The organism is Sulfitobacter mediterraneus, assembly GCF_003054325.1.
GTDB lineage: Bacteria > Pseudomonadota > Alphaproteobacteria > Rhodobacterales > Rhodobacteraceae > Sulfitobacter > Sulfitobacter mediterraneus.
The window spans coordinates 359,605-384,900 of sequence record NZ_QBKU01000003.1 but is presented as its reverse complement, the minus strand read 5'-3'; the positions used below and the strand labels follow the sequence as shown (position 1 = coordinate 384,900).

Sequence of the window (25,296 nt, the reverse complement as noted above, 5' to 3'; positions counted from 1 at the left end):
CGCGGCCGTTAGGATCCGGCCCTAAGGAAGCCGGTCCAAAACAGCCTGCGCCGCGCGTATTCCCGGCGCTGCACCGCCCTGCCCCAAACGCTGCATTGTCAACGCCATTGCGGCCAATTGCGCCTGCGGGTCATCAAGTACCTTAAGCGCCGCCTCGGCAATTGGACCGGGCCGGCAGTTTGCGCCAATAAACTCGGGCACCGCGCGGGTCTCGGACACCAGATTGACCAATGTCACCGTGTCGATCTTGACCATCCGGCCAATGATCTGGCGGCTTAGCCAGTTCATGTCATAGGCGATCACCATCGGTGTCGCCGCCGCCGCCAGCTCCAGCGACACAGTGCCAGAAGCCGCGACCGCCACATCAGCGGCGGCAAAGGCGGCGCGTTTCTGCGCCTGCGCTGCGTCCAGTTTCATATCGGTCGGATCAAGCACAATTGGCCGCCCTTCCCAAGTGCGCATGGCGCGGCGCACATCTGCGGCTACCGGCCCTGCGGCGGGCACAACGATCCTCAGATCGGGCCGCGCCCGAACCAGTCGGGCGGCAACCTGCTGAAAGATCGGCAACAGACGGCTCACCTCACTGCGCCGCGATCCGGGCAGGATCAGGGCCAGCGGCGCATCGGCCAGATCCATCGACGCCCGAAACGCAGCAATCTCATCAGGTTGCGCCACAGGTTCCGCGACCACCGGATGTCCGACAAAATCACAGGCCATGCCCGCCGCTTCCATAAAGGGCGGCTCAAACGGCAAAAGCGCCAATACATGATCGACCCAGCGGGCCATTTTCTCTGCCCGGCCCGGACGCCAGGCCCAGACGGAAGGCGCCACGTAATGCACTGTTCTAATGCTGCTTTTTGCCTTCACCTTCCGCGCAACCCGCAGCGAAAAGTCCGGGCTGTCAATGGTGATCAGAACGTCGGGTGCGGTGTCGATCACCGCCTGCGCAGTCTCGTTTATCCGCGCCATCAAAGCCCGGTATTTTGGCAGGATTTCGGCCAATCCCATGACGCTCAACTCGGACATATCGAAACGGCTGACCAACCCCTGCGCCATCATCTCTGGCCCGCCGATCCCGTCAAACTGCACCTCAGGACGCAGCTCTTTTAACCCCGCCATCAAGGCCCCGCCCAGCTTGTCGCCAGACAGCTCTCCGGCAAGGATAAAGACCTTCACCCTTCGCCTCCGCGCCGCACCCAAAGCACAAGACCCAGCTCATCGGCCAAGGCGGCGCAGCGGTCTTGCTCCAGGATAATCACATCGCCTGCGTCCACCACCACCCCGGCCAGACCGGCTGCATGGGCGGCGGTCAAGGTGTTTGGCCCGATGGTGGGCATGTCGATCTCGCGGATCTGGCCCTCTTTGGGGCCTTTGCACAGGATCGCGCAGGCGCCTTTGGTCTCGGGCGGCAAGGTGGACAACAAATGATCGGTGCCGCCAATGGTCTCGACGCCCAGCACCTGTTCGCGGCCAATCACGCAGGCTTGCCCGATGTCGAGCGGGGCCAGACCGGCCAGAACCACCTCGCCCTTGGCGGCATCTTTGCGCATCTGCGCATCAGGCCATTTGTCCGACAACACCCCCTGCTGCGCAACAAGTTCCGGCAGCAATTCATCCGCGCCCACCACGTCAAAGCCGGTCTGTTCAAAAATCTGCATCAGGATCTGCAGGGCACCGTTATCGCCTGCGGCCAATGCCTTTTGAAACAACGGCACCAATGGCAATGTCTCGGCATCCAGCTTGGACGGGTCCAGCGCGGGCCGGTCAATTGCCCCGCAAAAACAGACCTTTGTGATGCCGCGCTCTCCCAGCTGGACCAGCAATGTGCCAAGGGTTTCAAGACGGAAGGTCAGATCCACGCCGACCAAATCAGGCAGCATGCCGTCATAGCCGCAGATCAGCGGCGGTTGATCCTGCGCAGCGGCAACCTTGGCCGGCAGATCACCGCGCCCCGCGATCAATGCCAGCGTCATTTCGGGGTCAGGAAATTGCGGCTGCTGTCCGCGGCCACAAAATCTACGATCTGGCGGACATAATCGCTTTCGGTTTCTTCACCAAGGCGGCGGGCGCGGTCATGGAACGTGCCTTCGCCTTGGGCCAACATCTGAAACGCGGCCCTTAGCGCCGTGATGTCGCGGCGGGCCACACCGCGGCGTTTGAGCCCGACAAGATTTAGCCCATCAAGATCGCCGCGCGGCGCCTGCACCAGCCCATAGGGGATCACATCATTGGTCACCATGGTCACGGCGCCCACAATGGCACCCTGCCCGATACGGACGAACTGGTGAATGCCCGACAGCCCGCCGATGATCACGTCATCTTCCAGCACACAATGCCCCGCCACAGCGGCGCTGTTCACCACAATCACCCGGTCCCCGATGATCGCGTCATGGGCAATGTGGCAACCCGCCATAAAGAGGCCGTCATCACCCACTTTGGTCAACCCGCCACCGCCTTCGGTGCCGCAGTTCATCGTAACATGTTCACGGATGCGGTTGCGCTTGCCGATGACAAGGCGGCTGGCCTCGCCCTTGAATTTGAGATCCTGAGGGATTTCACCAATCACAGCGAATGAGAAAATCTCGGTGCCCTCACCAACCTCGGTCTGGCCCGTGATCACCACATGGCTTTTGAGAACCACGCCTGCGTGCAACACGACGTCAGGGCCAACCACACAAAACGGGCCAACCAGTGCGGAGGGGTCAATCTGCGCCCCATCCTCGATCACCGCTGAGGGGTGGATGTTGCTCATGCGTCTTCTTTCGGCAGATCCAGCATCGCCATAAACTCCGCCTCGGCGGCCATTTCGCCCTCAACCGTGGCTACACCCGAGAACCGCCAAACCTTGCCGCCCGGTTTGCCGCGCACTGTTTTCAGATCCATGCGCAGCACATCGCCCGGCACAACTTTGCGGCGGAATTTGCATTTGTCGATGGACATGAAATAGATCAACATTTCCTTGTCCATCTGTTCCAGCGCCACGCCAACCATCACGCCTGCGGTCTGGGCCATCGCCTCAACAATGGTGACGCCGGGCATGATCGGAGTGCCGGGAAAATGACCCTGAAAATGCGGCTCGTTCATGGTGACGTTTTTGTACCCAACGGCGGAGGAAGTGCCGTCGATCTCTTCGACTTTGTCGACCAACAAAAACGGATAGCGGTGCGGCAGGATGCGCTGAATCATTTGGATGTCGGCGCGCAATTTCTCTTGGCTCATGGAATGTCCTTTGATTGCAAGGGCGTATAACAGGGCTATCAACTCAGGCCCAATGGGGCAAGCATCAGATCGGCGCTACTTCGGCTCGATCCCGCTGCCCAATGTTTCATCCAGTAACGCGATGGCGGCGTCTGTGATCTCGATCGCATTGGCACTGTAAAAGATCGAGCGGCGTTCAAGGATCACCACCGCACCGCTGCGGCGCATCAGGCGTTCCAGCACTGGCGCAGCGGCCCCCAGAAACACCTCGCGCTCTTTATCAAGCAGTTGGTTCAGGTCGCGTTCCTTGGCCGCCTGTTCCTGGCGGATGGCCTGTACCTTTTGATCGAACTGATCGGCCAGTACCCGAAATTCATCTGCTGGCAATGTCGGGCGCAGGTCGGTTAACTCGCGCTCTTCGGCTTCAAGCTCGGCCTCGATCTGGCGAAAATCGGCGGCCAGTTCCGCCGCCTTACTTTCCACCTCGCCCGCCACCCGGCGGCCAAAGGCGCTTTCCAGAAACACCCGGTCCGAATCCAATGTCAGCACTGGGCTGGAAATCGATCCGAGGTTCAGGCTGGCGCTGCCCTGTTGCTGTGCAAATGCGGGTGCTGCCCCAAACAGGGCCAGCACCGCAAAAACGCAGGCAAAAGGCGATCTCATCGCCCTAGAACTCGGTGCGCAGCGTGACCTCAAAGCTTTGTTCCTTGTCAAAGGTCTCGCTTTTCAGGGCCTTAGAGACGTTGAACTGCAACGGGCCAACCGGGGTCTGCCAGAACACCGACAGGCCGATCACATGGCGGAATGAACCACTTTCGCCGACAACAGTGCCGCCGTTATAGTTCACATCGCTCAGATCCCACAGGTTGCCGACGTCATAGAAAACACCGCCGGTGATGCCGTATTCTTCGGGCAAGCCAAGCGGGAATTCCGCCTCAAACCGCGCCGCGACATAAAGGTTGCCGCCCAGCGGGTCATTGGCGGTGCCGCTGATATCGCGCGGACCGATGCCGCCCGGCTCAAAACCGCGAATGATCGACGGGGTCAGGATAAAGCGATCCACAATCCGGTTGGTGCCTTCGGACCACGCCAATGCGCCGCCTTCAAGGGTGGCGCGGAGCGTGACTTCTTCGTTAAAGATCTTCTTTTCGCCGACAACCTTGGCTGTGGTGCGGATGAATTTGCTGTCCCCGCCCAAGCCGGCAAAGTCCTGACTGAACTGGAACAACACGCCTGAGGTCGGGTCGAGACCGGTGCGCCGGGTGTCATAGGTGTATTCATAGCCGATGGAAGACGACAACTGCGCACCGACGGCAATGTCTCCGGCCGCTGTAAGGCCATGAACCGGCACTTCACGCGCCACTGTTTCGATCTCTTCTGCGGTGTAGCGCAGTTGCAGACGGCCATTTTCGCTGACCGGGAAGGTCAGGCTGGGCCGGAACACAAAGTCGTTGGTGTCGTAAGAGAAATACTGCGAATCTGTTTCTGCGTAGTCCAGTTCGATCCCGAAGGCCAAATCACGGCCCAAGAGGCGCGGTTCGGTGAATTTGATCCCGTACCGCTTGGCATCCGATGCCGTAGAAAGCGAAAGGCCAAGCCGTTGCCCGCGCCCGAGGAAGTTGTTCTCGGCAAAGCTGATCACAACGCCAAAGCCGTCGTTGTTGGAGAATGTTCCGCCAAAGTTCAAAGACCCTGTTGGTTTTTCCTCGACATCAACGTCAACGACAACCTGTTCGCCGCTGCTGCCTTCGCGGGCATTCACTTCCGCGACTTCAAAGAACCCAAGTGCGCGGATGCGTTCTGCCGCCTGCCGGATCTCACGCGGATTGAAAGGATCACCTTCAACACTGTCAAATTCGCGGCGGATGACCCGGTCAAGCGTGGTTGTGTTGCCCTCGATATCAATCCGCTCCACAAAGACGCGCGGTCCGCGGCTGAGAACATAGGTCACATTCAGCGTCAGATCGCGGTCATTGCGCTCGATCCGCGGCTCGACCCGCATGAAATCGACGCCGTCGCGGATCGCCTGACGTTCCAGCCGGGCAATGTCAGCTTCCACCACCGTCGGGGAATAGGTCTTGCCGGAACGGACCTTGATGATCTTGCGGTAGGCATCCGCGTCCACATTGGGCAGTTCGGAGACAACATTCACCTCGCCAAAGCTGAACTGCTGGCCCTCAATGATGTTGTAGGACACAAAGAACCCGTCGCGCTCTTCGGTCAATTCGCCGTTCACTGCAGTGGTGCGCATATCGACATAACCGCGCGACAGATAGAAATCGCGCAGCATCTGCTTGTCCGCGTCCACACGGCTTTCGACAAAGGTATCGCGGCGCACCAGGCGGCGGAACAACCCGGCCTGTTTGGTGCCTAGAACGCGGCGCAAACGGCGATCGGAATAGACCCGATTGCCGGAAAAGCTAAGCCGTTCAATCTCGACGTTGTCGCCTTCGAAAATTTCGAAGATCAAATCGACCCGGTTCTGGCTGCGCCGAATGATACGGGGCTGCACACGGGCGGCGATCCGACCATCATTGGCATAGGCCTCAACAATCGCTGCGGCGTCAGCCTCGGCTTTGGCCGGGTTGAACACCTGCCGCTCGGTCGAGGTGATGACCCCTTGCAGGTTGTCATCCTTGATCCGTGCGTTGCCTTCAAAGCGCACCCGGTTCAGCGTAGGCAATTCCGTGACCGTGATCACCAATGTGCCGCCACGCGGTTCAATGGCAACGGATTCAAACAATCCGGAGTTCTGCAGGTTCTGGTAGGCGTCATTCAGCTGACCGCCCGACACCACCGATCCACGCCTGATTCCGGCCCGCGACAGGATCGCGCTATCGCCGATCCGTTCGTTTCCGTTGATCACGACCGAATTAAACCGGTACTCCTGCGCCACCGCTTCTGCAGCTGGAACCAGCCAAGCCACTGACAACAAAGCGCAAACAGAAGCGCTCCGAATTGCGTTAGCGAAATCTTTCTTCCGCGCCTGTTTCACAGGCATACCGCCCCAGGTATTCAGCCTCATGGTTCAAACCCAATTTTGCGACATCCATTGCCAACCTGAGTACGCAGGTTAACGCGGATTGTCAAAACCCGGACAAGCAAAAAAGCACTACATTATGCAGTGCTTTTCAAAGTCGAAACATCATGAGGTAGTGTGGGAAACGGATCAGAGCGATCCGATAAACGCCCCGGCTGCCAATGCCGCGCCAATCGCGCCGATATACAGCAGACGATCCATGTTGATATCCGCCAACAGGCTAAGGCCGCGATAGGATTGCTGAAGTGTGTGCATGGGTCTGCTCCGATTTACCTACATGCGTTTCTATCGGGGCAATGCGGCACGATTTTGATGAATTGTGGCGATTTTGGGGCAATGCGGTGAGAGCGGGTTATTTTTGGCTGATTTGCGGTCAGGTCCGGGGTGCGGAGAATATGCTGAATGGCGGCTTTGCGGACAAAGCGACCACGAACCCACACGCCTGAAAGACAGCACTGCCAGTGTTGCTGGGCTAACGGTGTCCTTGGAAATTAACCTGCTTAGTTTCCTATTCTTCAAAATAGTGGGGGCTATTCGGTGCTTCGAAAGCACTTCCTTCAAACAGCGCCTCCATGTCACTTGGAAGCATACGGCTCATTATGTCGTGGTGAGCTAACGACATAAGCTTGTAAGCGCCATTAGTCTCGAACGTCCCCAAATATTTTTCAACGTCTTCAAGTGATTGCATATGGAGGGGCTGATGGAAGAACTGTATCAGTTCGGCAAGAGTTGCATGAACCTTCATCAGGTCTCTTAAGTTTACGACAGTCGTTCGATCCGCGGGGATGTTTTCGTCGATCCCGTAAAAAGCGTGTTCGACGATATTATCGGTGTATTCGTTTTCCATTCTACCCTCGACATAATGAACTGACAGTTCTTACTGCCACTCGGGCTACTACAACAATAGGTTAAAATGGGCTCTTACCCGACATTTGACAGTTCCGGTTTGTCCTACCTATTGATATCCAAAAAACCTCAATAGGACCCTCCCATGCCAAAACGCGCCATCATCCCTGCCGCTGTGGCCGCCGCTGCAGAGGCGCTTAATATGTCGCCCGGCATTGTTTCGGGCGATCATCTTTTCCTGACCGGAACAACCGGATCAGGGCCGGATGGCGCAATGCCCAGCAATCCCACCGCCCAGTTTGAGCAGGCCTTTGCCAAGATCGGGATGGTTCTGGCCGAGGCCGGACCTGGCATGGATGCCATTGTCGAGATGACAAGCTATCACGTGGGTCTGCGGGATCATTTTGATGATTTCGACGCGGTGCGCCTGTCGGTCTTCAAACCGCCCTACCCGGCTTGGACCGCCGTTGAGGTGGCCGGTATTCGCCGGGAAGGGGCTGTGGTTGAAATCAGGGTGATCGCGTCAATGCTGCCTTAGGGGCAGAACAGATCATTGCCGAGCGCAAAGACCATCAAAGACAAAACAAGCGCCAGACCAATGGTCATCAACACACGCAGCGCCTTGTCGCTTGGCGGTTTGCCCGCAACGGCCTCATAGGCGTAGAACACCAGATGCCCGCCATCCAGCGCCGGGATCGGAAAGAGGTTAAGCAGGCCCACGGCCGTGCTCAGCACCGCGATAAAATAGATGAACGACTGCGCCCCCTGGCTGGCCATGGCGCCGGAGGTCTGGGCGATGCCGACAGGGCCGGAGAGGTTGCAGGTGCTGATGTTGCCGACGATCATCTGTTTGAGCCCCGAGATAGAGCCGGTGATGATCCGCCAGGTGTTTTCCACCCCGCGCGCGGCCGCAGCGCCCAAGCCGGGCGTCTCGGTGGCCGTTTCAAAGGCCATGCCGCCCGCAATGCCGATCCGGACAGAGCGTTTGAACGTGCCGTCCTCTTGCGGCTCATCCACGACCTTGGGCGTCATGGTGAACGGCAGGCTTTGCCCCTCGCGCCAGACCATCAATTCCAGCGTCGCCCCTTCGGAGGCTTCAACCACCTCTTTGAGCTGGGTAAAGGCAAAAATGTCGCGGCCGTTGATTGCAGTGATCACATCCCCCGCCTCAAGTCCGGCGGCATAGGCGGCCGATTGTGGCAAGACCTGCAACACCAGCGGCGGCATGACATAAGGTCCGGTCACGGATTTTCTTTGCCCTGCACGGTTCACATCATAGGTCAGCACAGGTTCCTGCGGGACCGAGCCGAGGAAAGACCCGTAATCGGGGTCTTCAACCGCCGGCACATTGACACCATTGATCGCCAGTATCTCGTCCCCGGTCTGCAATTCGATGCCCTGTTGGGGCAGATCACGCAGTTCGCCCACGGTCAGCGGATCTTTGGTCACGCCAGCGGTATAGGCCACAGCGGCAAAAATCAGGAATGACATCACGAAATTGAACACAGGACCGGCCGCCACAGTGGCGGCACGCGCCCACAAAGGCGCGCCGTGCATCGTGTGGCGCAGCTTGTCCGGATCATCCGCCACGGCCGCCATCGCAGCCTCGTCCTTGCCCGATGCGGCATTGGCATCGCCTGCAAATTTGACGTACCCGCCCAAGGGCAGTGCGGCGATTTGCCAGCGGGTGCCGCGTTTGTCATGGCCGGACCACAGGATCGGACCAAAGCCAAGACTGAACACATCAGCATGAATGCCGGACCAGCGACCCACGATGTAATGGCCGTATTCATGTACCGCCACAATCACCGACAGCGCGACAACAAATGCCACGATGGTCCAGATCAAGCTGCCAAATTGCGGAAGAAGTCCAAGAATGTCCAAAACGCTACCCTGCTCTTTTGTTGATCGCGGCTTGGGCCGCCTTACGTGCCAAATGGTCTACTTGAAGCACGTTATCAAGGGTCATGGTGTCATGAATGAGGCCGGAATGCTCTGTCATGTCGTCCAAAGTCTGTTCTACGATCTCGGCCATTTGCACAAAATTGATTTGGCCTGCGATAAATCCGTCAAGCGCTGTTTCTTTGGCGGCGTTGAACACCGCGCCGGTCATGCCGCCCGCTGCCATGGTTTGACGGGCCAGTGACAAGGCGGGCCATCGGCGGTCATCGGGGGCGCGAAACTCAAATTGGCCAATGGCGGCAAGGTCCAGCCGCTCCACCGGCAGATGCACCCGATTGGGGTGATGCAGGGCAAAGCCGATGGCGTGGCGCATGTCTGGTGGTCCGACATGGGCCATCAATGCCCCATCGACAAAACCAACCAGCGCATGGATCATGGATTGCGGATGCACCAAGACTTCGATCTGATCTGCGGTCACGTCAAAGAATTCTTTGGTTTCAATAACCTCCATGGCTTTGTTGAACATGGAGGCGCTGTCGATGGTGATCCGCTGGCCCATGTCCCAATTGGGATGGCTTGAGGCCTGATCCAGCGTGGCCTGCGCCAGTTTTTCAATCGGCCAGTTGCGGAACGCACCGCCGCTGGCGGTAATGATCACCCGTTCGACAGTGGCGATGTCCTCGCCAATCAGCGCTTGGAAAATTGCGGAATGCTCACTGTCGACCGGCAGGATCTGAGCGTTGTTGTCAGAGGCAGTTTGCAACATCAATGCCCCCGCACAAACCAGCGATTCCTTGTTGGCCAGCGCCAATGTGCCGCCCTGCGCGGCCGCCGCCAACCCCGGCGCAAGACCCGCCGCGCCCACGATGGCCGACATGATCCAATCGGACGGGCGGCTTGCGCATTCGGTGATGGCCTGCGCCCCCGCTGCCACTTCAACCCCGGATCCGGCCAAGGCATCGCGCAGATCCCCCAGCAGATGATCATGCGCGGTGACCGAGATCTTTGCATCCAGTGCAATCGCATCCGCCGCCAGCTGCGCGATATTTCCTGCGCCGGTCAGTGCCACAACATCATAGGCGTCCGGATCACGACGGATCAGATCAATGGTGTTCTGCCCGATGGAGCCGGTCGCCCCCAGGATCGAAACCTTGCGCGGCATGCGGGCCTACCCCAGCCCCGGAGGGAAACCGATAAACTGGCCAATGATCAGCAGGAACACCGACGCGCCCAACATGCCATCAAACCGGTCCAGCAATCCGCCATGACCGGGGATCAGGTTTGAGCTGTCCTTGACGCCCATGCGCCGTTTCATCCCAGATTCGGCGATATCGCCCATCTGCGACGCCATCGAAACAGCGATGGAAATACCGATCAACTCAAGGCTCACCTCGGTGTTGATCGAGAACAGCAGCCCCACAACCGCGGCACCGATCCAGCCAGCGCCAGTGCCTGACCATGTTTTCTTGGGGCTGACCTTGGGCCAGAATTTTGGCCCGCCGAAAGTCCGCCCTGCGAAATAGCCCACCACATCCGTGACCACCACAACCAGCACCAGCCACAGCATCCAGCCAAAGCCCAGATCGTCGCGCACCTGCATCATACCAAATCCAGACAGCAGGATCATCACAGAAAAAGCCATATAAATCGTACGGTTATCGGTCAATTGACCAAAGCCGATCAAAGCCGGAGCCAACAACACCGGCAGGGCAAAACCCACCGGCAGATAGATCGCCAAAAACACCGCCGCGCCAGTCAATGCGCCCAGTTGCAACTGCACATGCCGCGCACCGGGGCGCAGCATGCCGACAAGTTCCCAAACCATCAGGCCACAAATGATCGCAACCAGCACATGAAACACATGCCCACCGAACCAGATGCCCAGCAGACCAACCACAACCATTGCCGCGCCGGAGAACATCCGCGCGGTCAGGTCCGACCATTGTTCAGGATTTTTGGCCATCGTCTTTTCCTCAGGTTTTCACAGCACCAAAACGCCGATCCCTGCCCCCGTAGGAGGCACACAGGCTGCCAAATTCCTCGCGGGTGAAATCGGGCCAAAGGGTGTCAATAAACTCGTATTCCGCATAGGCCGATTGCCACAGCAGAAAGTTCGAAATCCGCGCCTCACCGCTGGTGCGGATCACAAGGTCTGGATCTGGCAAAACGTAAGTATCCAAATACCTTGGCAGCGTTTCTTCATCTACGGATTCGGGGTCAAGCCGCCCCGCCGCGACATCCTGTGCCAGCCGTTTGGTGGCGCGGGCCACCTCATCGCGGCCACCATAGTTGATGGCGATGGTCAGATTGACCTTATCGTTATGGGCAGTTGCCGCTTCGAGGTCGTTCATCAGCTTGATCAATTTGTCATCAAGGCGCAGCCGATCCCCGATGAAACGTACACGCACACCATCTTCGCTAAGCGCACGGGTTTCTTTTGTGATGTAGCGGCGAAACAGGCTCATCAGCCCCGCCACTTCAACCTGTGTACGCTTCCAATTTTCCGTGGAAAAGGCGAATATTGTCAGATACTTGACGCCAAAATCCGGACAAGATTGTACAATTTCACGCACCCGCCGTGCCCCTGCATGATGGCCGAACAGGCGCGGACGCCCGCGCTGTGTGGCCCAGCGGCCATTACCATCCATGATGATCGCAACATGGCGCGGGCCGCCTGGCGTGATCTCTGGCTCTGGGGTCTGGTCCGCCTTTTGGGGGATGTTCATCGCGTGCGGTGCTCCGCTTGAGGGGGCGTGGGCGCAATGCCACGGCAATTGTCCCAGAAAAAAGGCCGCCTCTGGGACGGCCCTAAAGCAGGGTCAGACCTGCATGATCTCGGCTTGTTTGGTTTCCAGCTGCTCGTCGATCAGCGCGATAAACTTATCCGTCAAATCTTGCATTTCGGTTTCCCAGAATTTTTGATCGTCCTCGGACATCCCGTCGGCCTTGGCCTTTTTGATCTGGTCCATCCCGTCACGGCGCAGGTTGCGGATCGAAACACGGGCATGTTCGGCATATTGCCCCGCCACTTTGGTCAGATCACGGCGACGCTCTTCGTTCAGTTCGGGAATGGGCAGCATGATAATGGTGCCGTTGAGCTGTGGATTGATGCCAAGGCCGCTTTCGCGGATCGCCTTTTCCACTTTACCCACCAGCCCTTTGTCCCAGACATTGATGGTGACCATGCGCGGCTCTGGCACGTTGACAGTGCCGACCTGATTGATCGGGGTCATGGAGCCGTAGGCGTCAACCATAACGGGCTCAAGCATCGATGCGGACGCGCGGCCCGTGCGCAGGGACGAAAACTCCGTCCGCAAAGAGGAAATGGCACCATTCATGCGGCGCTCAAGGTCATCAGTGTCCAGAATAAAATCATCTGCCATGGGGTTTTCTCATCCTCAATTCGGGCTCATTTCGGGCGCGGACCGGCCATTTGGCTCTCGGAACGCGCTTTGGTACAAGTATAAATCAACAGTTGGTACAATGACCAGTGGGCATTCGCCGGCCCTAGCCGTGCACGCGGGTATAGGTGCCCTCGCCCGCCAGAATGCCGCGGAACCCGCCCGGTTCGTCCAGCGAGAAGACAATAATCGGCAGATTGTTGTCGCGGGCCAATGCGATGGCCGATGCGTCCATAACGCCAAGCCGTTTGGCCAGCACATCGTCGTAGCTTACATCATCATAGCGTTTGGCATCGTCAAATTTGTTCGGGTCTTTGTCGTAGACACCATCGACTTTGGTGCCCTTAAAGATCGCCTCGCAAGACATCTCGTTGGCCCGCAGGGTCGCGGCGGTATCTGTGGTAAAGTAAGGGTTGCCGGTGCCCGCGGCAAAGATGCAAACCCGTTTCTTTTCAAGGTGCCGCACGGCGCGGCGGCGGATATAGGGCTCGGCCACTTCGTTCATGGTGATTGCCGAAATAACTCGTGTGTGAATGCCCAGACCTTCCAGCGAGGATTGCATCGCCAGTGCGTTCATCACCGTCGCCAGCATCCCCATGTAGTCCGCCGTGGTCCGCTCCATCCCTTGCGCACTGCCTTGCAACCCGCGAAAGATATTGCCGCCGCCGATGACCATACAGATCTCGACACCCATCTCATGCACGCTTTGTACTTCGCGGGCGATCCGTTCAACGGTGGGCGGGTGCAAGCCAAAGCCCTGATCCCCCATCAACGCCTCCCCTGAAATCTTCAGCATCACGCGGTTGAAACTGGTCTGCGGGGCGTCTTGGGGCATGGTGGCACCTTTCGGAGGGCTCTGGGGTTTTCATTTGGGCGCAAAATGTCGCAAATGGCGGCAAGGTTCAATGTAAAGTATCAGGTAAGCCCAAAGAAATGCCGCATCCGACGTCTTCTCAATTCCAAACCCTGTTGGATGGCCTGTCACCAGAGCAACCGGTTCTGATCGCGGGGCCAACGGCATCGGGCAAATCGGCTTTGGCGCTTGAGATCGCGGCGGCGCAGGGCGGCGTGGTTGTGAATGCTGATGGCAGTCAGGTTTACGACTGTTGGCGGGTGATCACGGCGCGGCCCTCAAAGGAAGAAGAGGCACAGGCGCCGCATCTGCTTTATGGGCATGTGGCCGCCACGGCGCCTTATTCCACAGGCCATTGGCTGCGCGAGGTGGTGCCTTTGCTGTATGCCGGGCAACGCCCCATTATTGTCGGCGGCACCGGATTGTACTTTTCCGCGCTGACACAAGGCCTTGCCGAGATCCCGGCCACCCCGCCAGAGGTCCGTGCGCAAGCGGATGAATTGACGCTTGAGGTGCTGTTACAGGGCGTGGATGCCGAGACCCAAGCCCGGATCGACGTGCAAAACCGGGCGCGGGTGCAACGTGCATGGGAGGTACAGCACGCCACAGGCAGACCGCTGGCAGACTGGCAAAAGCAAACCGGCCCGGCCCCACTGCCGCTTGATCAGAGCTTTCCGGTTGTTTTTGACGTGGATAAAGATTGGCTCAACGACCGGATCGCGCGGCGGTTTGATCTGATGATCGAGCAAGGTGCGCTGGATGAGGTAGAGGCCGTGCGCGGCGTTTATGATCCTGCCCTGCCCGCCCACCGCGCCATCGGTGTGCCAGAGTTGATGCAATATCTGGACGGGGATCTAACCCTTGATCAAGCCAGACAAAACGCGGTGATCGCAACGCGCCAGTTCGCAAAGCGCCAGCGCACCTGGATGCGGTCGAAAATGGCCAATTGGCACAAAATCAACCGAGGGTAGCACCCCTACCCTCAGCATTAACTTGCATTTTGCACACAATTGCCGCTTTATTCCTTTAGGAAATTCCAACCGAATTTCAATAAAGCGATAATTGCATGACCCCAATGGCCACTGACATTCAGGTTCTGACCCTTGCCCAGCTCAGCGGCGGGCAGGATTGGCAGGTGCAGCTGGCCCATGACCGAAGCCATCATTTGCTGGTCTGGATCACCCGTGGTCAGGGACGCGCCCTGCTGGATGGTCTGCGGCGCGGGATCGGGGCGCATAACGCGCTTTGGGTGCCCGCGGGGGCGTTGTTTTCAATGGATATGGGGCGGCAAAGCATGGGGCAAGCGGTCCTGATCCCGCAAGGCACACCGCTGCGCCTGCCGGAAATGCCGCGACACCTGCGCATTCGGGATGTGACAACCCAATCGGAACTCACGGCCTTGATCGAGGCCGCACAGCGCGAACAATCGCAGCAACGGCCGCTCCGGCAGGATGCGCTTGAGGCACATACCGCGCTGATCTCGGTCTGGTTGCGGCGGCAGATCATGCAGGATGAACATGTTCCGGACCGTCGTAACGCCGCCGGACGGCTGAGCCAGCGCTACTGCAATCTGTTGTCCGCGGGCTATCAGACCGGGGCAAGCATGGCGGCCTATGCGGATGAGTTGGGCGTAACCTCGACACATCTGACTCGCGCGGTAAAATCGGCGACGGGCAAGACAGCGGCAGATCTGCTGACAGAACGCGTGTTACACGCCGGGCGCAGCCTGTTGGGGGAAACGGCCCAGCCGGCAAAAGACATCGCGCGGCACCTCGGATTTGGATCAGCCGCTTATTTTACCCGCTTTATACAACACCATACCGGACTCCCGCCCAGCAAGCTGCGGCAAGGTACACTATAAACCAGCTGCAAATTGCCCTTTTCCAAAAATCGAAAATGTCGTTTTCAGAATGATGTGATGTCGCAAAATTCCAGATTAATGACGGAAGACGACATTGACCTGACGCGGTCGATGGTGCCTCATGGGCTCAATGGGAGTGCTACAAGGCGCGTTCGGCGCCTTGTGGAAGTGGGAATGCGTTTGCATTGCCGCTGTTCAAAATGGCCAAAGGCCAATCAATTCCAGCGGGACAAACCCGCTGCGCCACCAACAGGGGCACGACATGGGACTATTTATTCTGCGCCGCCTGGGCGTGATGATACTGACGGCGCTTTGCCTGACGTTCATCGTGTTCTGGCTTACCAATCTTTATCCAAACCTCGAAAAACTGGCCAAGACGCAAGGCAACTTCCGGATGTCGGACGAAGCTGTGTCGTCTTATCTGGGTGATCGCGGCTATTTGCAGCCAATGCCGGTCAAATTTGGTCAATGGCTGGGCGTGATGCCCGGCTGGGTGACTGAAAAGGATGATGGCAAAACCTTCGGGCGTTGCTTCTCCGAAGGCACACCGGAAGACGAGCGGCCCACCCGCTGCGGTATTCTGCAAGGGGACTGGGGCTTTTCCACGGTTTTCAAAGATGAGGTGGGGTCAACCCTGCTGACACGGCTGGCGCTGACCGGCAAATTGATGTTCTGGGTGTTGATGTTGATGGTGCCATCGGCGCTGATTGTCGGGGTTCTTGCGGGGATGCGCGAAGGATCCAAACTGGACCGGTCGCTTTCCACTTTCTCCATCGCGACAACAGCGACACCTGAATATGTATCGGGCGTTATCTTTATCGCGGTGCTGGCCTCGTCGAAGTTTGGCCTGTCGCCGATATTGGCCGAATGGGGCTGGATCGACAGCAAGACATTGTTCTTTGGGTCCGCCACTTCGGCGATGGATGATGCCAATTTCTGGAACTTCTTCCTGCCGGTGCTGACCATTTCCCTTTATGGGATGGGCTACATTGCGCGGATGACGCGGGCTTCGATGACCGAGGTGATGACCGCGCAGTACATCCGCACCGCCCGCCTTAAGGGCGTCAAGTTTTCCGATATCGTTCTCAAACACGCGCTGCGCAACGCTCTGATTGCCCCCTTTACGGTGATCATGTTGCAGATCCCGTGGCTGCTGAACGGTGTGGTCATCGTTGAGACCCTGTTCAACTACAAGGGTTTTGGCTGGCTTTTGGTGCAGGCGGCGTCGAACAACGACATTGAATTGCTTCTGGCGGTCTCTGTTGTTTCTGTTGTGGTGGTTCTGGTGACCCAGCTGATTTCCGATATCGGCTATGTCTACCTCAACCCACGCATTCGCATTTCTTAAGGGAGCAAGGACATGGAACCTTTGACATGGACAGGCTCTCTGAGTGGGCTGAACATTATCTTTACCGCGGTGCTGGTGCTGCTTGCACTGGGGATCGTGGCGCAAATCCTCATATCCTTTGTGCCGCAAACCGACGCCCGTGCGGTGGCCGGCGATGGCACAATGGCCAGCAATCAGGGCGCCAGCGGTTTTATCAATATGATCGTGAACTACCTGTTCTACGCGCTGGTCGGGATCACGTTGATCTATCTGGTGCTTGGCGTGGTGATGGGCACCGGCGCGGGCATTCTGGGCGGCATGGCACGGCAGTTTTTGCCGGTCTGGACCGCCCTGATCGTGACCTTTGTGTTGTCGATCACCTTCAAACGTAAACTTGGTCTTTACGGCAAATTGTTTGACAGCACCGTCGGCATGATCGGCTTTGCGATTGTGATGTTCTGGGTCTTCACCGGCGTCTTTGGCGGTGTGTTTGACCTGTTGGTAACACATGACAGCCTTAGCCAGGTGTCCGGTATGAAGAACAAATTGCCCGGAACGCCGCTGCGCGGCGCCGAAGAGGGCGATTACCAGTGGTTCTTGCTGGGCGGTGACAACCTTGCACGGGACGTCTTTAGCCGCCTGATCAAAGGCTCATGGGTGGTTGTGAAAATTGCGCCCTTCGCGACGCTCTTTGCCTTTATGGTCGGGATCACGCTGGGCCTGCCAGCGGGTTACTATGGTGGCCGTCTGGACACGATCCTGAGCTTTCTGGCCAACCTGATCCTCGCCTTCCCGGTGATCTTGCTGTTCTACCTGCTGGTGACCCCCGAGATCGTGCTGACCGGTATTCCGAACTACATGGCGCTGTTCCTGTTCATCTTCCCGCTGGTGTTTCTGGCGATCTTGCTGAACTCGCGGTTCTACACACAGCCCAGCTTCCGCACGCCGCTGCTGATTGTGGTGCTTGGGGTCGGGGCGTGGCTCTATCTGTCGATGGTGTCCAGCGATGGCACGATTGTGGAGACGCCAACCTATTCGATCCCCGGCATTCCGGCGGCATTGGATCTGTTTGATATCGGATCAGGCATTCTTGTGGTGTTTGTATCGGTGGTGTTTGTGAACTCGCCCACAGTGTTTCGTATCGTGCGCGGTCTCGCGCTGGATATCAAAACCCGTGACTATGTGGCGGCGGCGCAAACCCGCGGTGAGGGTCCATGGTATATCATGCTGTGGGAGATCCTGCCCAATGCACGTGGGCCGCTGATCGTCGATTTCTGTCTGCGGATTGGCTATACCACCATCCTGCTGGGCACCTTGGGCTTCTTTGGTCTGGGTCTGGAATCGGAGAGCCCGGATTGGGGCAGCACGATCAACGCAGGTCGGCGCTTGTTGTCGCTGTATCCGCATGCGGCCATTGCGCCCGCGCTGTCACTGCTCAGCCTTGTTTTGGGTCTGAACCTGTTGGCGGACGGTCTGCGTGAAGAAAGCCTGCGTGACTGATTGAAAGAGTTGGACCGGGGGCCAGCCCCCGGACCCCCGGAATATTTAAGGCCAAAAAGGCACAGGGGATATTCCCCGCTGATTTGGCCCCTCCCGAAGGAGAGTAGAATGGTAAAAGATGCATATGACGGTCCAATTCTGGAGATCGACAAGCTTTCGATTTCGTTTTTCACACGGCTGCGGGAAATTCCTGCGGTGATGGACTTTTCCGCGACGGTGCAGCCCGGTGAGGCGCTGGGCCTTGTGGGCGAATCTGGTTGCGGTAAATCCACTGTGGCGCTGGGCGTGATGCAGGATCTGGGCAAGAACGGACGCATTGTTGGCGGTTCGATCAAGTTCAAGGGTCGCGATCTGGGCGAGATGAGCGATGACGAGCTGCGCGACATTCGCGGCTCTGAGATTGCGATGATCTATCAAGAACCGATGGCGAGCCTCAATCCAGCGATGAAGATCGGCAAGCAGTTGATGGAAGTGCCGATGATCCATGCGGGCATGAACGAAAAAGATGCCTATGACCGCGCCTTGCAGGTGGTTACAGATGTAAAGCTGCCCGACCCAAAGCGCATTCTGAACGCCTATCCCCACCAGTTGTCGGGTGGCCAGCAGCAGCGGATCGTGATCGCGATGGCACTGATGTCGGAGCCGTCCTTGTTGATCCTGGATGAGCCGACAACCGCGCTTGATGTGACGGTTGAGGCAGCGGTGGTGGAGCTGGTTAAAGAGCTGGGCACGAAATACGGCACCTCGATGCTGTTTATCAGCCACAATCTGGGTCTGGTGCTTGAAACCTGTGACCGGATCTGCGTGATGTATTCCGGCGAAGCGGTGGAACGCGGGTCCATCGAGGATGTATTCGACGAGATGCAGCACCCCTATACGCAGGCGCTGTTCCGGTCGATCCCGCTGCCCGGCGCGGACAAGAACGCGCGGCCTTTGGTGGCCATTCCTGGCAACTTCCCCCTGCCCCATGAACGTCCCGATGGCTGTAACTTTGGCCCGCGCTGCGACTATTTCGAGGCTGGGCGCTGTGATCAGGGTTATATCGCGATGCAGAATGTCGCGGGCAATGACCGCCATTCCACGCGTTGTTTGAAGTTCGAGGAAATTGATTGGAAAGCACCTTTGGAATTGGCCGATGTCAAAACCAAGGGCGATGTTGGCAAGGTTGTTCTGAAGATGGACAAGCTCAAGAAATATTACCAAGTGGCAGCCAATGCGATGTTTGGCGGCGGCGACACAAAGGTGGTGAAGGCCAACGAAGAGCTGACGTTTGAGGCGCGCGAATCTGAAACGCTGGCGATTGTGGGCGAATCCGGTTGCGGCAAATCCACCTTTGCCAAGGTTTTGATGGGGCTTGAGACCGCCACCGAGGGTGAGATCCTGTTGGATGGCGAAAACATTGGCGATGTACCCATTGAGGACCGCACGACCAAAAATGTGGCCGATGTGCAGATGGTGTTCCAGAACCCGTTTGACACGCTGAACCCGTCGATGACCGTGGGGCGGCAGATCATCCGCGCGTTGGAAATTTTCAAAGTCGGCAAGAACGAAGCCGAGCGGCGCCAGCGGATGTTGGAGCTACTGGATCTGGTGAAACTGCCCCGCGAATTTGCAGACCGGATGCCGCGGCAATTGTCAGGTGGCCAAAAGCAACGTGTGGGCATTGCCCGTGCCTTTGCCGGGGATGCGCGGATCGTTGTGGCGGATGAACCGGTTTCGGCGCTTGATGTGTCGGTGCAGGCTGCGGTGACGGACCTGTTGATGGAGATCCAGCGTGAGCAGAAAACCACGTTGCTGTTCATCAGCCATGATTTGTCGATTGTGCGCTACCTCAGCGACCGGGTCATGGTGATGTATCTGGGCCATGTGGTTGAGCTGGGCAGTACCGATCAGGTGTTCTCGCCGCCCTATCACCCCTATACAGAGGCCTTGCTGTCGGCGGTGCCGATTGCCGATACCTCTGTGAAGAAAAAGCACATCGTGCTTGAGGGTGACATTCCATCTGCGATGAACCCGCCATCAGGGTGTCCGTTCCAGACGCGGTGCCGCTGGAAGTCAGAGGTGCCGGACGGGCTGTGTGAACGCGAAGTGCCGCCTATTCGGCAGATGGCTGACGGGCATCAGGTCAAATGCCATCTGAGCGATAAGAAATTCTCGGAGATGGAGCCAGTGATCGAAGTGGGTGTCGCGGCAGAATAAAACAAAGCGCGGATGGGCCACCATCCGCGCTTTTTCTCTGGGTCAAGGTGTTAGCGGCTGATGGCGTCGCCTGATGTGTTCACGCGTGCCAGCTCTTCTGCCACTGTTTTGGCAAAGCCGTATACCATCGCTGTGTAAAAATCCTCGGTCGATGGTGGGACCAGAAAATAGCCCTCGGGTGCGGCGGTGTCCGCTGTGGCGGCGACGATGTTCACCGGAAATGTCACATCACTGACAGAGCCATCGCGGCCTTCAATGGCAACCACGCCTTCGATCTGGTTAAACTCCGCGCTGTCCGGCAGGTAAGTATCCCCGTCCAGGGCAATTTTGCGGATGTCGATCCGGATGATCGGGTCTGCCGCGTCATCGCTGGTTGGGACCATCTCGGCTACGGCCTTATTGATGTCAGTCTGCAGCTCAGGATAAAGCGCCGCTGCGTTGCTGTCTTGGGCCGCATCATAGGATGCGTCAACGCTGATTTCCGATACCTTTGGCAGCTCGGCCGCAGTTGCAGATGTGAGGGCCAGCAAGCTAACGCTTGCTGCAAATGTGAAACTTTTGATCGTGGTGAACATGATATGCTCCTTACTCTTTATGGCGCCAAGGTCCGGAGAATTCCGGCTGCGGCGCTCTGAGAAAAGAACAGGTGGAGCGGTGAATTGGTTCCCGCAGATGTTTAGCCCATGCGCAAAAACATGCCGGACAGCGCGGCAAGCTATTGATTTACATGATTATCTGAAAAAGATCAGCTGCCGGAAATAATCCGGACGTAGTTGCGCGTTTCCTTGTAAGGTGGCACGCCGCCGTATTTTTTTACGGCGCCCGGACCTGCGTTATATGCCGCCAGTGCCAATCGCCATGTGCCAAAGGTGCGGAACTGTTGCTTGAGGTACCGCGCGCCCCCTTCGAGGTTTTGCGCGGGATCTGCCGGATCAACCCGCAATGTCCGCGCCGTGCCCGGCATCAACTGCGCCAGACCCATCGCGCCCTTGTGGGATTTGGCATTGGCGTTCCAGCCGCTTTCCTGCTGGATCAGGCGCAAGAACAGATCAACCGGCACGCCATGACGGGCGGCGGCGTCCTTTGCCATCTGCAAATAAGCGCCCTTGTATTTGCCTTTGTATTTCGGCGTGGTGCCCCATTTTGTCGGGGTGACAACGGTTGGCGGCTTGAGCCGGACCGAGGATGAATACTGCTTGGCCGCCCGGTTATCGAGGATCTTTTTCTGGGACTTGAACAGCCCGCTGCGGCTTTTGCTAGAGAAAATATCAGCGCTCGCCGGTGCTCCGGCCAAAGCCATTGCAATGGCCACGGCCCAGCTGAGTGATTTTTTTGAATTGTGCATCCTGCCCGACGCCCCCAAGACTGATTGGGCGGACTATATCAAAACCTGCCTTCCGTGCCAGTCCAAGATTCCCCGTTGTGGCAGAGAATTGCCATGAAACGGTTTGTTAACCATGGTTCAGCCAAGCTCTCCCCGATATAACGGCTTAAACCGGGGCGGCGCGGATTCGCAGCACGGGAATGAACTAACACATCAGGGGGCAATATGGCCGGTTCAGTTAACAAAGTGATCCTTATCGGCAATCTGGGGCGCGACCCCGAGGTGCGGTCGTTTCAGAATGGCGGCAAGGTTTGCAATCTGCGCATCGCCACCTCTGAAACATGGAAAGACCGCAACACCGGCGAACGCAAAGAGAAAACCGAATGGCATTCGGTGGCGATTTTTCAAGAAGGACTGGTGCGCATCGCCGAGCAATATCTGCGCAAGGGGTCAAAAGTTTACATCGAAGGCCAGTTGCAGACGCGCAAATGGCAGGATCAATCCGGCAATGACCGCTACAGCACCGAAGTTGTCCTGCAAGGGTTTGGCGGCACTTTGACCATGCTGGATGGCCGCGACGCCGGCTCCGGTGGTGGTGGCGGCGGTTATGGTGGCGGCGGATCCGGTGGCGGCGATTACGGCGGCGGCGGATACGACAGCGGCAATGGCGGCGGCGGGGGCGGTTATGACAGCGGCCCATCCGGCGGCGGTGGCGGAGGTTCGCGCGATCTGGACGACGAAATCCCGTTCTGATCCTCAAAATTCTAAGTCCTTGGAACGGTCCGCTTGTCGGGCCGTTTTTTATTGGCTGGGCTTAAGGGAAACTTCAGAAAACGCTCGGATACTCCGGCCCAATATTGCACTGAGGGGCCTGATTTGTATTCTCAATTTAAGAACATGCCGATCCGGCTGAAACTGCCAATGATGACTGCGCTGATGATTGTTCTGGCGGTCTTGGGGATGGGCACGGTGTCCTTTCAAATGACACGAACCGCCGCCATGAAGCAGGCCGAACATGCGCTGCATGCGGTTGCCCAAGGCATGCAGCGGTCCGTCACCGGCTATTTGAACGCTATCGCCACCCATATCACGCTTGAGGCGGACAACCCGTATGTACAGGCCGCTTTGACCGATTTTTCAGGAGGTTACACAGCGTTGGACAACCCCGAGCAGGCCTTAACCAAAGCCTATGTTCAGGCCAACCCGCACCCCGAGGGCAACAAGGATCTGCTTTATGATGGCGGGCAGAACACCACCTATGACCAGGCGCATTTGCGCTATCATCCCTTCTTTCACGCACTTCAACAAAAGCTGGGCTACTACGATATCTTCCTGTTCGATACCAATGGGGCCTTGGTCTATTCGGTGTTCAAGGAAAGCGATTTTGCCAGCAACCTGCTCAGCGGAAAGTGGAAAGACAGCGGTCTGGGCCAAGCCTACCGCGCGGCGGCAAAGTTGCCCCCAAACACTGCGCCCGCGTTTGTCGATTTCACCCCCTATGGCCCTAGCGCCGGCGCGCCCGCTGCCTTTCTCGCCCGTCCGGTTTTTGACAATGATGGCAAGCGGTTGGGGGTATTGGCTTTTCAAATGCCGGTGGACCGGATTAATCAAGTGACAAGCGGTGTCGTTGGGTTGGGCCAGTCCGGAGATGCGTTTATCGTCGGTGAGGACAGCGTGCTGCGCAGCGATTCCAGCCAAACGGAAGAGAATGATATCCTCACGACGCATGTCTCTTCCGCGTCCGCCGCCGGATCGGTGCCATCAGGTGGCCACGCAGCAATGGACATCGGTCTAAACGGTGTGCCTGCGGCCATTCACAGGGTACCCCTGCCCTTTTTGGGTACCAACTGGACCTTGGCAGTGACCCAATCCATGGATGAAATCCTTGCCCCAACTGTCCGATTGCGCAACATTTTTGCCGTGATCGGGTCGCTGATTATTCTCGTCGGGCTGCTTCTTGCTGCAGTTTTTGCGCGTTCAATCTCAACCCCGCTTCGCGGTGTGGGCCGCGCCATGCGAGAGGTCGCCGCAGCGCATTATGACCTCGAAGTGCCTCACATCAGCCGCAAAGATGAAATTGGCGGCATTGCCAATGCATTGGAAGGGTTCCGAAAATCTCTCATCACGGCCAGCCGCCTGCAAGAAGAAGCCGCATATAAAGGTGCGGCATTCGCCGCCTCCTCATCGGCGATGATGTTGATCGGCACTGATGGCCGGGTGGTCTGGACCAATCAGGCATTGGACAGTTTGTTCACTGCCGCGGCAGATGATCTGCGACAGGCGCGCGCCGCCTTTGATGAAACTGTTGTCACTGGCGCGGATTTTCATCAATTGCATCCGCTTGGTGATTTGCAGTCTCAAATGGCGCAACATTCCGGCAATGACCCGATCCAGCGTTACTTTCGCGCCGGCCGACTGATCTTGGGTCTGGCCATCGCGGCAGTCCAGGATGAAGACGGCCAACCGATTGGTCATGTAGTGGAGTGGAAAGATCAAACCGACGATCTGCGCAATGCCGTGATCATGGGATCGCTGGACCGCGCCAATGCTCAGGTCGAAATCTCTTCAACCGGGACCATCGTCGGCGCAAACGACACCTTTGCCGGCATGCTGGGCTGTGCCTCCAAAGATTTGGAAGGCACCTCTGCCGACCAAATCATCACCCTCCCCGGATCATCCGCTGCTTTTGAGCAGATCTCCGAAGCTGAAGAGCCGCTGTTTGGGCTGTTTCAAATTGCACATTCCGGCGGACCGAGGTTCCTGGATGGCAGCCTGACGCCGATGTCGGATCATACCGGGCTGTCAAAAGGGATGATTCTCATTGGCCGCGACATCACCCAAACCCATTTGACCCAACAGGCCCATGAGGCGCAGCATCGCGCCATGACCGAAGCGCAGGAACAAGTTGTCGATGCCCTGCGAGACGCGCTCCACCGGGTGTCACAAAAAGATCTGACCACCCAGATCGAAAAGGCATTTCCCAAAGAATACAGTGCCTTGCGGGATGATTTTAACCTTGCGATCTCGACCCTTTCAACGGTGATTGAAACTGTCGGCGCCAATGCAGGCAATATCGACAGCGAAACCAGCGAAATCACCAGTGCGGCCGATGATCTTGCACAGCGCACGGAAACGCAGGCCGCGACGCTGGAAGAAACCGCTGCCGCACTGGATGAGATCACGGGCTCCGTCAAAACAGCGGCGGACAGCACAAAGCGGGCTGCAAAACTGGTCGAGAATGCCCATCAAATGGCGATCCAAAGCGAAAGCGTGGTGGACAACACCGAGACCGCCATGCACGGGATTGCAAAATCTTCCTCCGAGATTACCAATATCATCAGCGTGATTGACAATATCGCCTTTCAAACCAACCTGTTGGCATTGAATGCAGGGGTTGAAGCGGCCCGCGCGGGCGAAGCAGGTCGCGGGTTTGCAGTGGTCGCCTCTGAGGTGCGCGCACTGGCGTTGCAATCTGCCAATGCCGCTCAGGAAATCACAACGTTGATCTCGGCCAGCCGATCACAGGTCGACAATGGTGTGGAGCTGGTGGGCCGCACAGGCACATCCCTCAAATCAATTGTCGCTGCGGTGGCCGAAGTTGCCGATCTTGTGGCGACCCTTTCCACATCTTCGTCTGATCAAGCCGCCGTTTTGCAAGAGATCAACGCCTCGGTTGCCAAGCTTGACGCAGTGACACAGCGAAATGCGGCAATGTTTGAAGAAACCACCGCCGCCAGCCACGCCCTTCGCGGGCAAGCGCATGGTTTGTCTCAGAAAATATCAGAATTCAACATTGGGCAACACCATGTTGAATCCCCACAGCCCCAGCAGATCGCATCGTGATG

At 57.8% G+C, this 25,296-nt stretch carries 24 protein-coding genes; 8 read left to right on the top strand and 16 right to left on the bottom strand.

Features of this window, described 5'->3' with window-relative positions; translation table 11 throughout:
• Nucleotides 1-21: 21 nt before the first annotated feature.
• From lpxB to C8N31_RS07065, 8 genes are all read right to left on the bottom strand, one after another.
• Nucleotides 22-1,176 (bottom strand): lipid-A-disaccharide synthase, encoded by a 1,155-nt coding sequence (gene lpxB, locus C8N31_RS07095; RefSeq protein WP_025048151.1) that lies wholly within the window; start codon nt 1,174-1,176, stop codon nt 22-24.
• Nucleotides 1,173-1,973, bottom strand: a complete 801-nt coding sequence (locus C8N31_RS07090; RefSeq protein WP_025048152.1) for an LpxI family protein — start codon at nt 1,971-1,973, stop codon at nt 1,173-1,175. Before C8N31_RS07090 ends, lpxB begins: the two co-directional genes overlap by 4 nt.
• Nucleotides 1,970-2,752, bottom strand: a complete 783-nt coding sequence (lpxA, locus tag C8N31_RS07085) for an acyl-ACP--UDP-N-acetylglucosamine O-acyltransferase (RefSeq protein ID WP_025048153.1) — start codon at nt 2,750-2,752, stop codon at nt 1,970-1,972. Before lpxA ends, C8N31_RS07090 begins: the two co-directional genes overlap by 4 nt.
• On the bottom strand, nt 2,749-3,219 hold the full coding sequence (gene fabZ / locus C8N31_RS07080; protein ID WP_025048154.1) for a 3-hydroxyacyl-ACP dehydratase FabZ: 471 nt from the start codon (nt 3,217-3,219) through the stop codon (nt 2,749-2,751). The genes lpxA and fabZ overlap by 4 nt, the downstream gene beginning before the upstream one ends.
• 75 nt (nt 3,220-3,294) lie before the next feature.
• Entirely contained in the window at nt 3,295-3,861 is a 567-nt protein-coding gene (locus C8N31_RS07075; protein ID WP_025048155.1) for an OmpH/Skp family outer membrane protein, read from the bottom strand.
• 4 nt (nt 3,862-3,865) lie between these two features.
• A complete protein-coding gene (gene bamA / locus C8N31_RS07070) occupies nt 3,866-6,199 on the bottom strand; it encodes an outer membrane protein assembly factor BamA (RefSeq protein WP_037918431.1) in 2,334 nt (777 codons plus the stop codon).
• A 168-nt stretch (nt 6,200-6,367) separates the two neighbouring features.
• A complete protein-coding gene (locus C8N31_RS20635; RefSeq protein ID WP_259274286.1) occupies nt 6,368-6,493 on the bottom strand; it encodes a hypothetical protein in 126 nt (41 codons plus the stop codon).
• A 253-nt stretch (nt 6,494-6,746) separates the two neighbouring features.
• Nucleotides 6,747-7,085, bottom strand: a complete 339-nt coding sequence (locus C8N31_RS07065) for a hypothetical protein (protein WP_025048157.1) — start codon at nt 7,083-7,085, stop codon at nt 6,747-6,749.
• Between the two features lie 144 nt (nt 7,086-7,229).
• Here C8N31_RS07065 and C8N31_RS07060 point away from each other — a divergent pair, with 144 nt between their 5' ends.
• Complete coding sequence (locus C8N31_RS07060; RefSeq protein WP_025048158.1) at nt 7,230-7,622, top strand: RidA family protein; 393 nt, start codon at nt 7,230-7,232, stop codon at nt 7,620-7,622.
• Here the strand turns inward: C8N31_RS07060 and rseP are convergent.
• From rseP to pyrH, 6 genes are all read right to left on the bottom strand, one after another.
• Complete coding sequence (gene rseP / locus C8N31_RS07055; protein WP_025048159.1) at nt 7,619-8,968, bottom strand: RIP metalloprotease RseP; 1,350 nt, start codon at nt 8,966-8,968, stop codon at nt 7,619-7,621. The genes C8N31_RS07060 and rseP overlap by 4 nt on opposite strands.
• Before the next feature lie 4 nt (nt 8,969-8,972).
• Nucleotides 8,973-10,148: a 1-deoxy-D-xylulose-5-phosphate reductoisomerase gene (gene dxr / locus C8N31_RS07050; protein ID WP_025048160.1), complete on the bottom strand. Its 1,176-nt coding sequence runs from the start codon at nt 10,146-10,148 to the stop codon at nt 8,973-8,975.
• 6 nt (nt 10,149-10,154) lie between these two features.
• Entirely contained in the window at nt 10,155-10,949 is a 795-nt protein-coding gene (locus tag C8N31_RS07045; protein ID WP_025048161.1) for a phosphatidate cytidylyltransferase, read from the bottom strand.
• Nucleotides 10,950-10,959: 10 nt separating this feature from the next.
• Nucleotides 10,960-11,712, bottom strand: a complete 753-nt coding sequence (gene uppS, locus C8N31_RS07040; protein ID WP_037907383.1) for a polyprenyl diphosphate synthase — start codon at nt 11,710-11,712, stop codon at nt 10,960-10,962.
• Between the two features lie 93 nt (nt 11,713-11,805).
• Nucleotides 11,806-12,369: a ribosome recycling factor gene (frr, locus tag C8N31_RS07035; protein ID WP_025048163.1), complete on the bottom strand. Its 564-nt coding sequence runs from the start codon at nt 12,367-12,369 to the stop codon at nt 11,806-11,808.
• Nucleotides 12,370-12,493: 124 nt separating this feature from the next.
• Nucleotides 12,494-13,222, bottom strand: coding sequence for a UMP kinase (gene pyrH, locus C8N31_RS07030; protein WP_025048164.1), 729 nt, complete (start codon nt 13,220-13,222; stop codon nt 12,494-12,496).
• Nucleotides 13,223-13,320: 98 nt separating this feature from the next.
• Between pyrH and miaA the strand changes: the two genes are divergently transcribed.
• The 5 genes from miaA (at nt 13,321) to C8N31_RS07005 (ending at nt 20,127) form a co-directional block, all read left to right on the top strand.
• Complete coding sequence (gene miaA, locus C8N31_RS07025) at nt 13,321-14,211, top strand: tRNA (adenosine(37)-N6)-dimethylallyltransferase MiaA (protein ID WP_025048165.1); 891 nt, start codon at nt 13,321-13,323, stop codon at nt 14,209-14,211.
• Between the two features lie 104 nt (nt 14,212-14,315).
• Complete coding sequence (locus tag C8N31_RS07020) at nt 14,316-15,101, top strand: AraC family transcriptional regulator (RefSeq protein ID WP_231476795.1); 786 nt, start codon at nt 14,316-14,318, stop codon at nt 15,099-15,101.
• A 262-nt stretch (nt 15,102-15,363) separates the two neighbouring features.
• Nucleotides 15,364-16,449 (top strand): ABC transporter permease, encoded by a 1,086-nt coding sequence (locus C8N31_RS07015; RefSeq protein WP_025048167.1) that lies wholly within the window; start codon nt 15,364-15,366, stop codon nt 16,447-16,449.
• 12 nt (nt 16,450-16,461) lie between these two features.
• Nucleotides 16,462-17,928, top strand: a complete 1,467-nt coding sequence (locus tag C8N31_RS07010; protein ID WP_025048168.1) for an ABC transporter permease — start codon at nt 16,462-16,464, stop codon at nt 17,926-17,928.
• 108 nt (nt 17,929-18,036) lie between these two features.
• The gene (locus C8N31_RS07005) at nt 18,037-20,127 is read left to right on the top strand and encodes a dipeptide ABC transporter ATP-binding protein (protein ID WP_025048169.1); all 2,091 of its coding nucleotides are present in this window, start codon (nt 18,037-18,039) and stop codon (nt 20,125-20,127) included.
• A 50-nt stretch (nt 20,128-20,177) separates the two neighbouring features.
• Here the strand turns inward: C8N31_RS07005 and C8N31_RS07000 are convergent, their stop codons facing one another.
• Complete coding sequence (locus C8N31_RS07000) at nt 20,178-20,702, bottom strand: hypothetical protein (RefSeq protein WP_025048170.1); 525 nt, start codon at nt 20,700-20,702, stop codon at nt 20,178-20,180.
• 170 nt (nt 20,703-20,872) lie between these two features.
• The gene (locus C8N31_RS06995) at nt 20,873-21,472 is read right to left on the bottom strand and encodes a lytic transglycosylase domain-containing protein (RefSeq protein ID WP_025048171.1); all 600 of its coding nucleotides are present in this window, start codon (nt 21,470-21,472) and stop codon (nt 20,873-20,875) included.
• A gap of 204 nt (nt 21,473-21,676) precedes the next feature.
• On the opposite strand from C8N31_RS06995, the gene C8N31_RS06990 reads away from it, so the two are divergent.
• Together C8N31_RS06990 and C8N31_RS06985 are read left to right on the top strand one after the other, a co-directional pair.
• A complete protein-coding gene (locus C8N31_RS06990; RefSeq protein WP_025048172.1) occupies nt 21,677-22,204 on the top strand; it encodes a single-stranded DNA-binding protein in 528 nt (175 codons plus the stop codon).
• A 123-nt stretch (nt 22,205-22,327) separates the two neighbouring features.
• Nucleotides 22,328-25,294, top strand: a complete 2,967-nt coding sequence (locus C8N31_RS06985) for a methyl-accepting chemotaxis protein (RefSeq protein ID WP_146173112.1) — start codon at nt 22,328-22,330, stop codon at nt 25,292-25,294.
• The last annotated feature ends 2 nt before the right edge of the window (nt 25,295-25,296 follow it).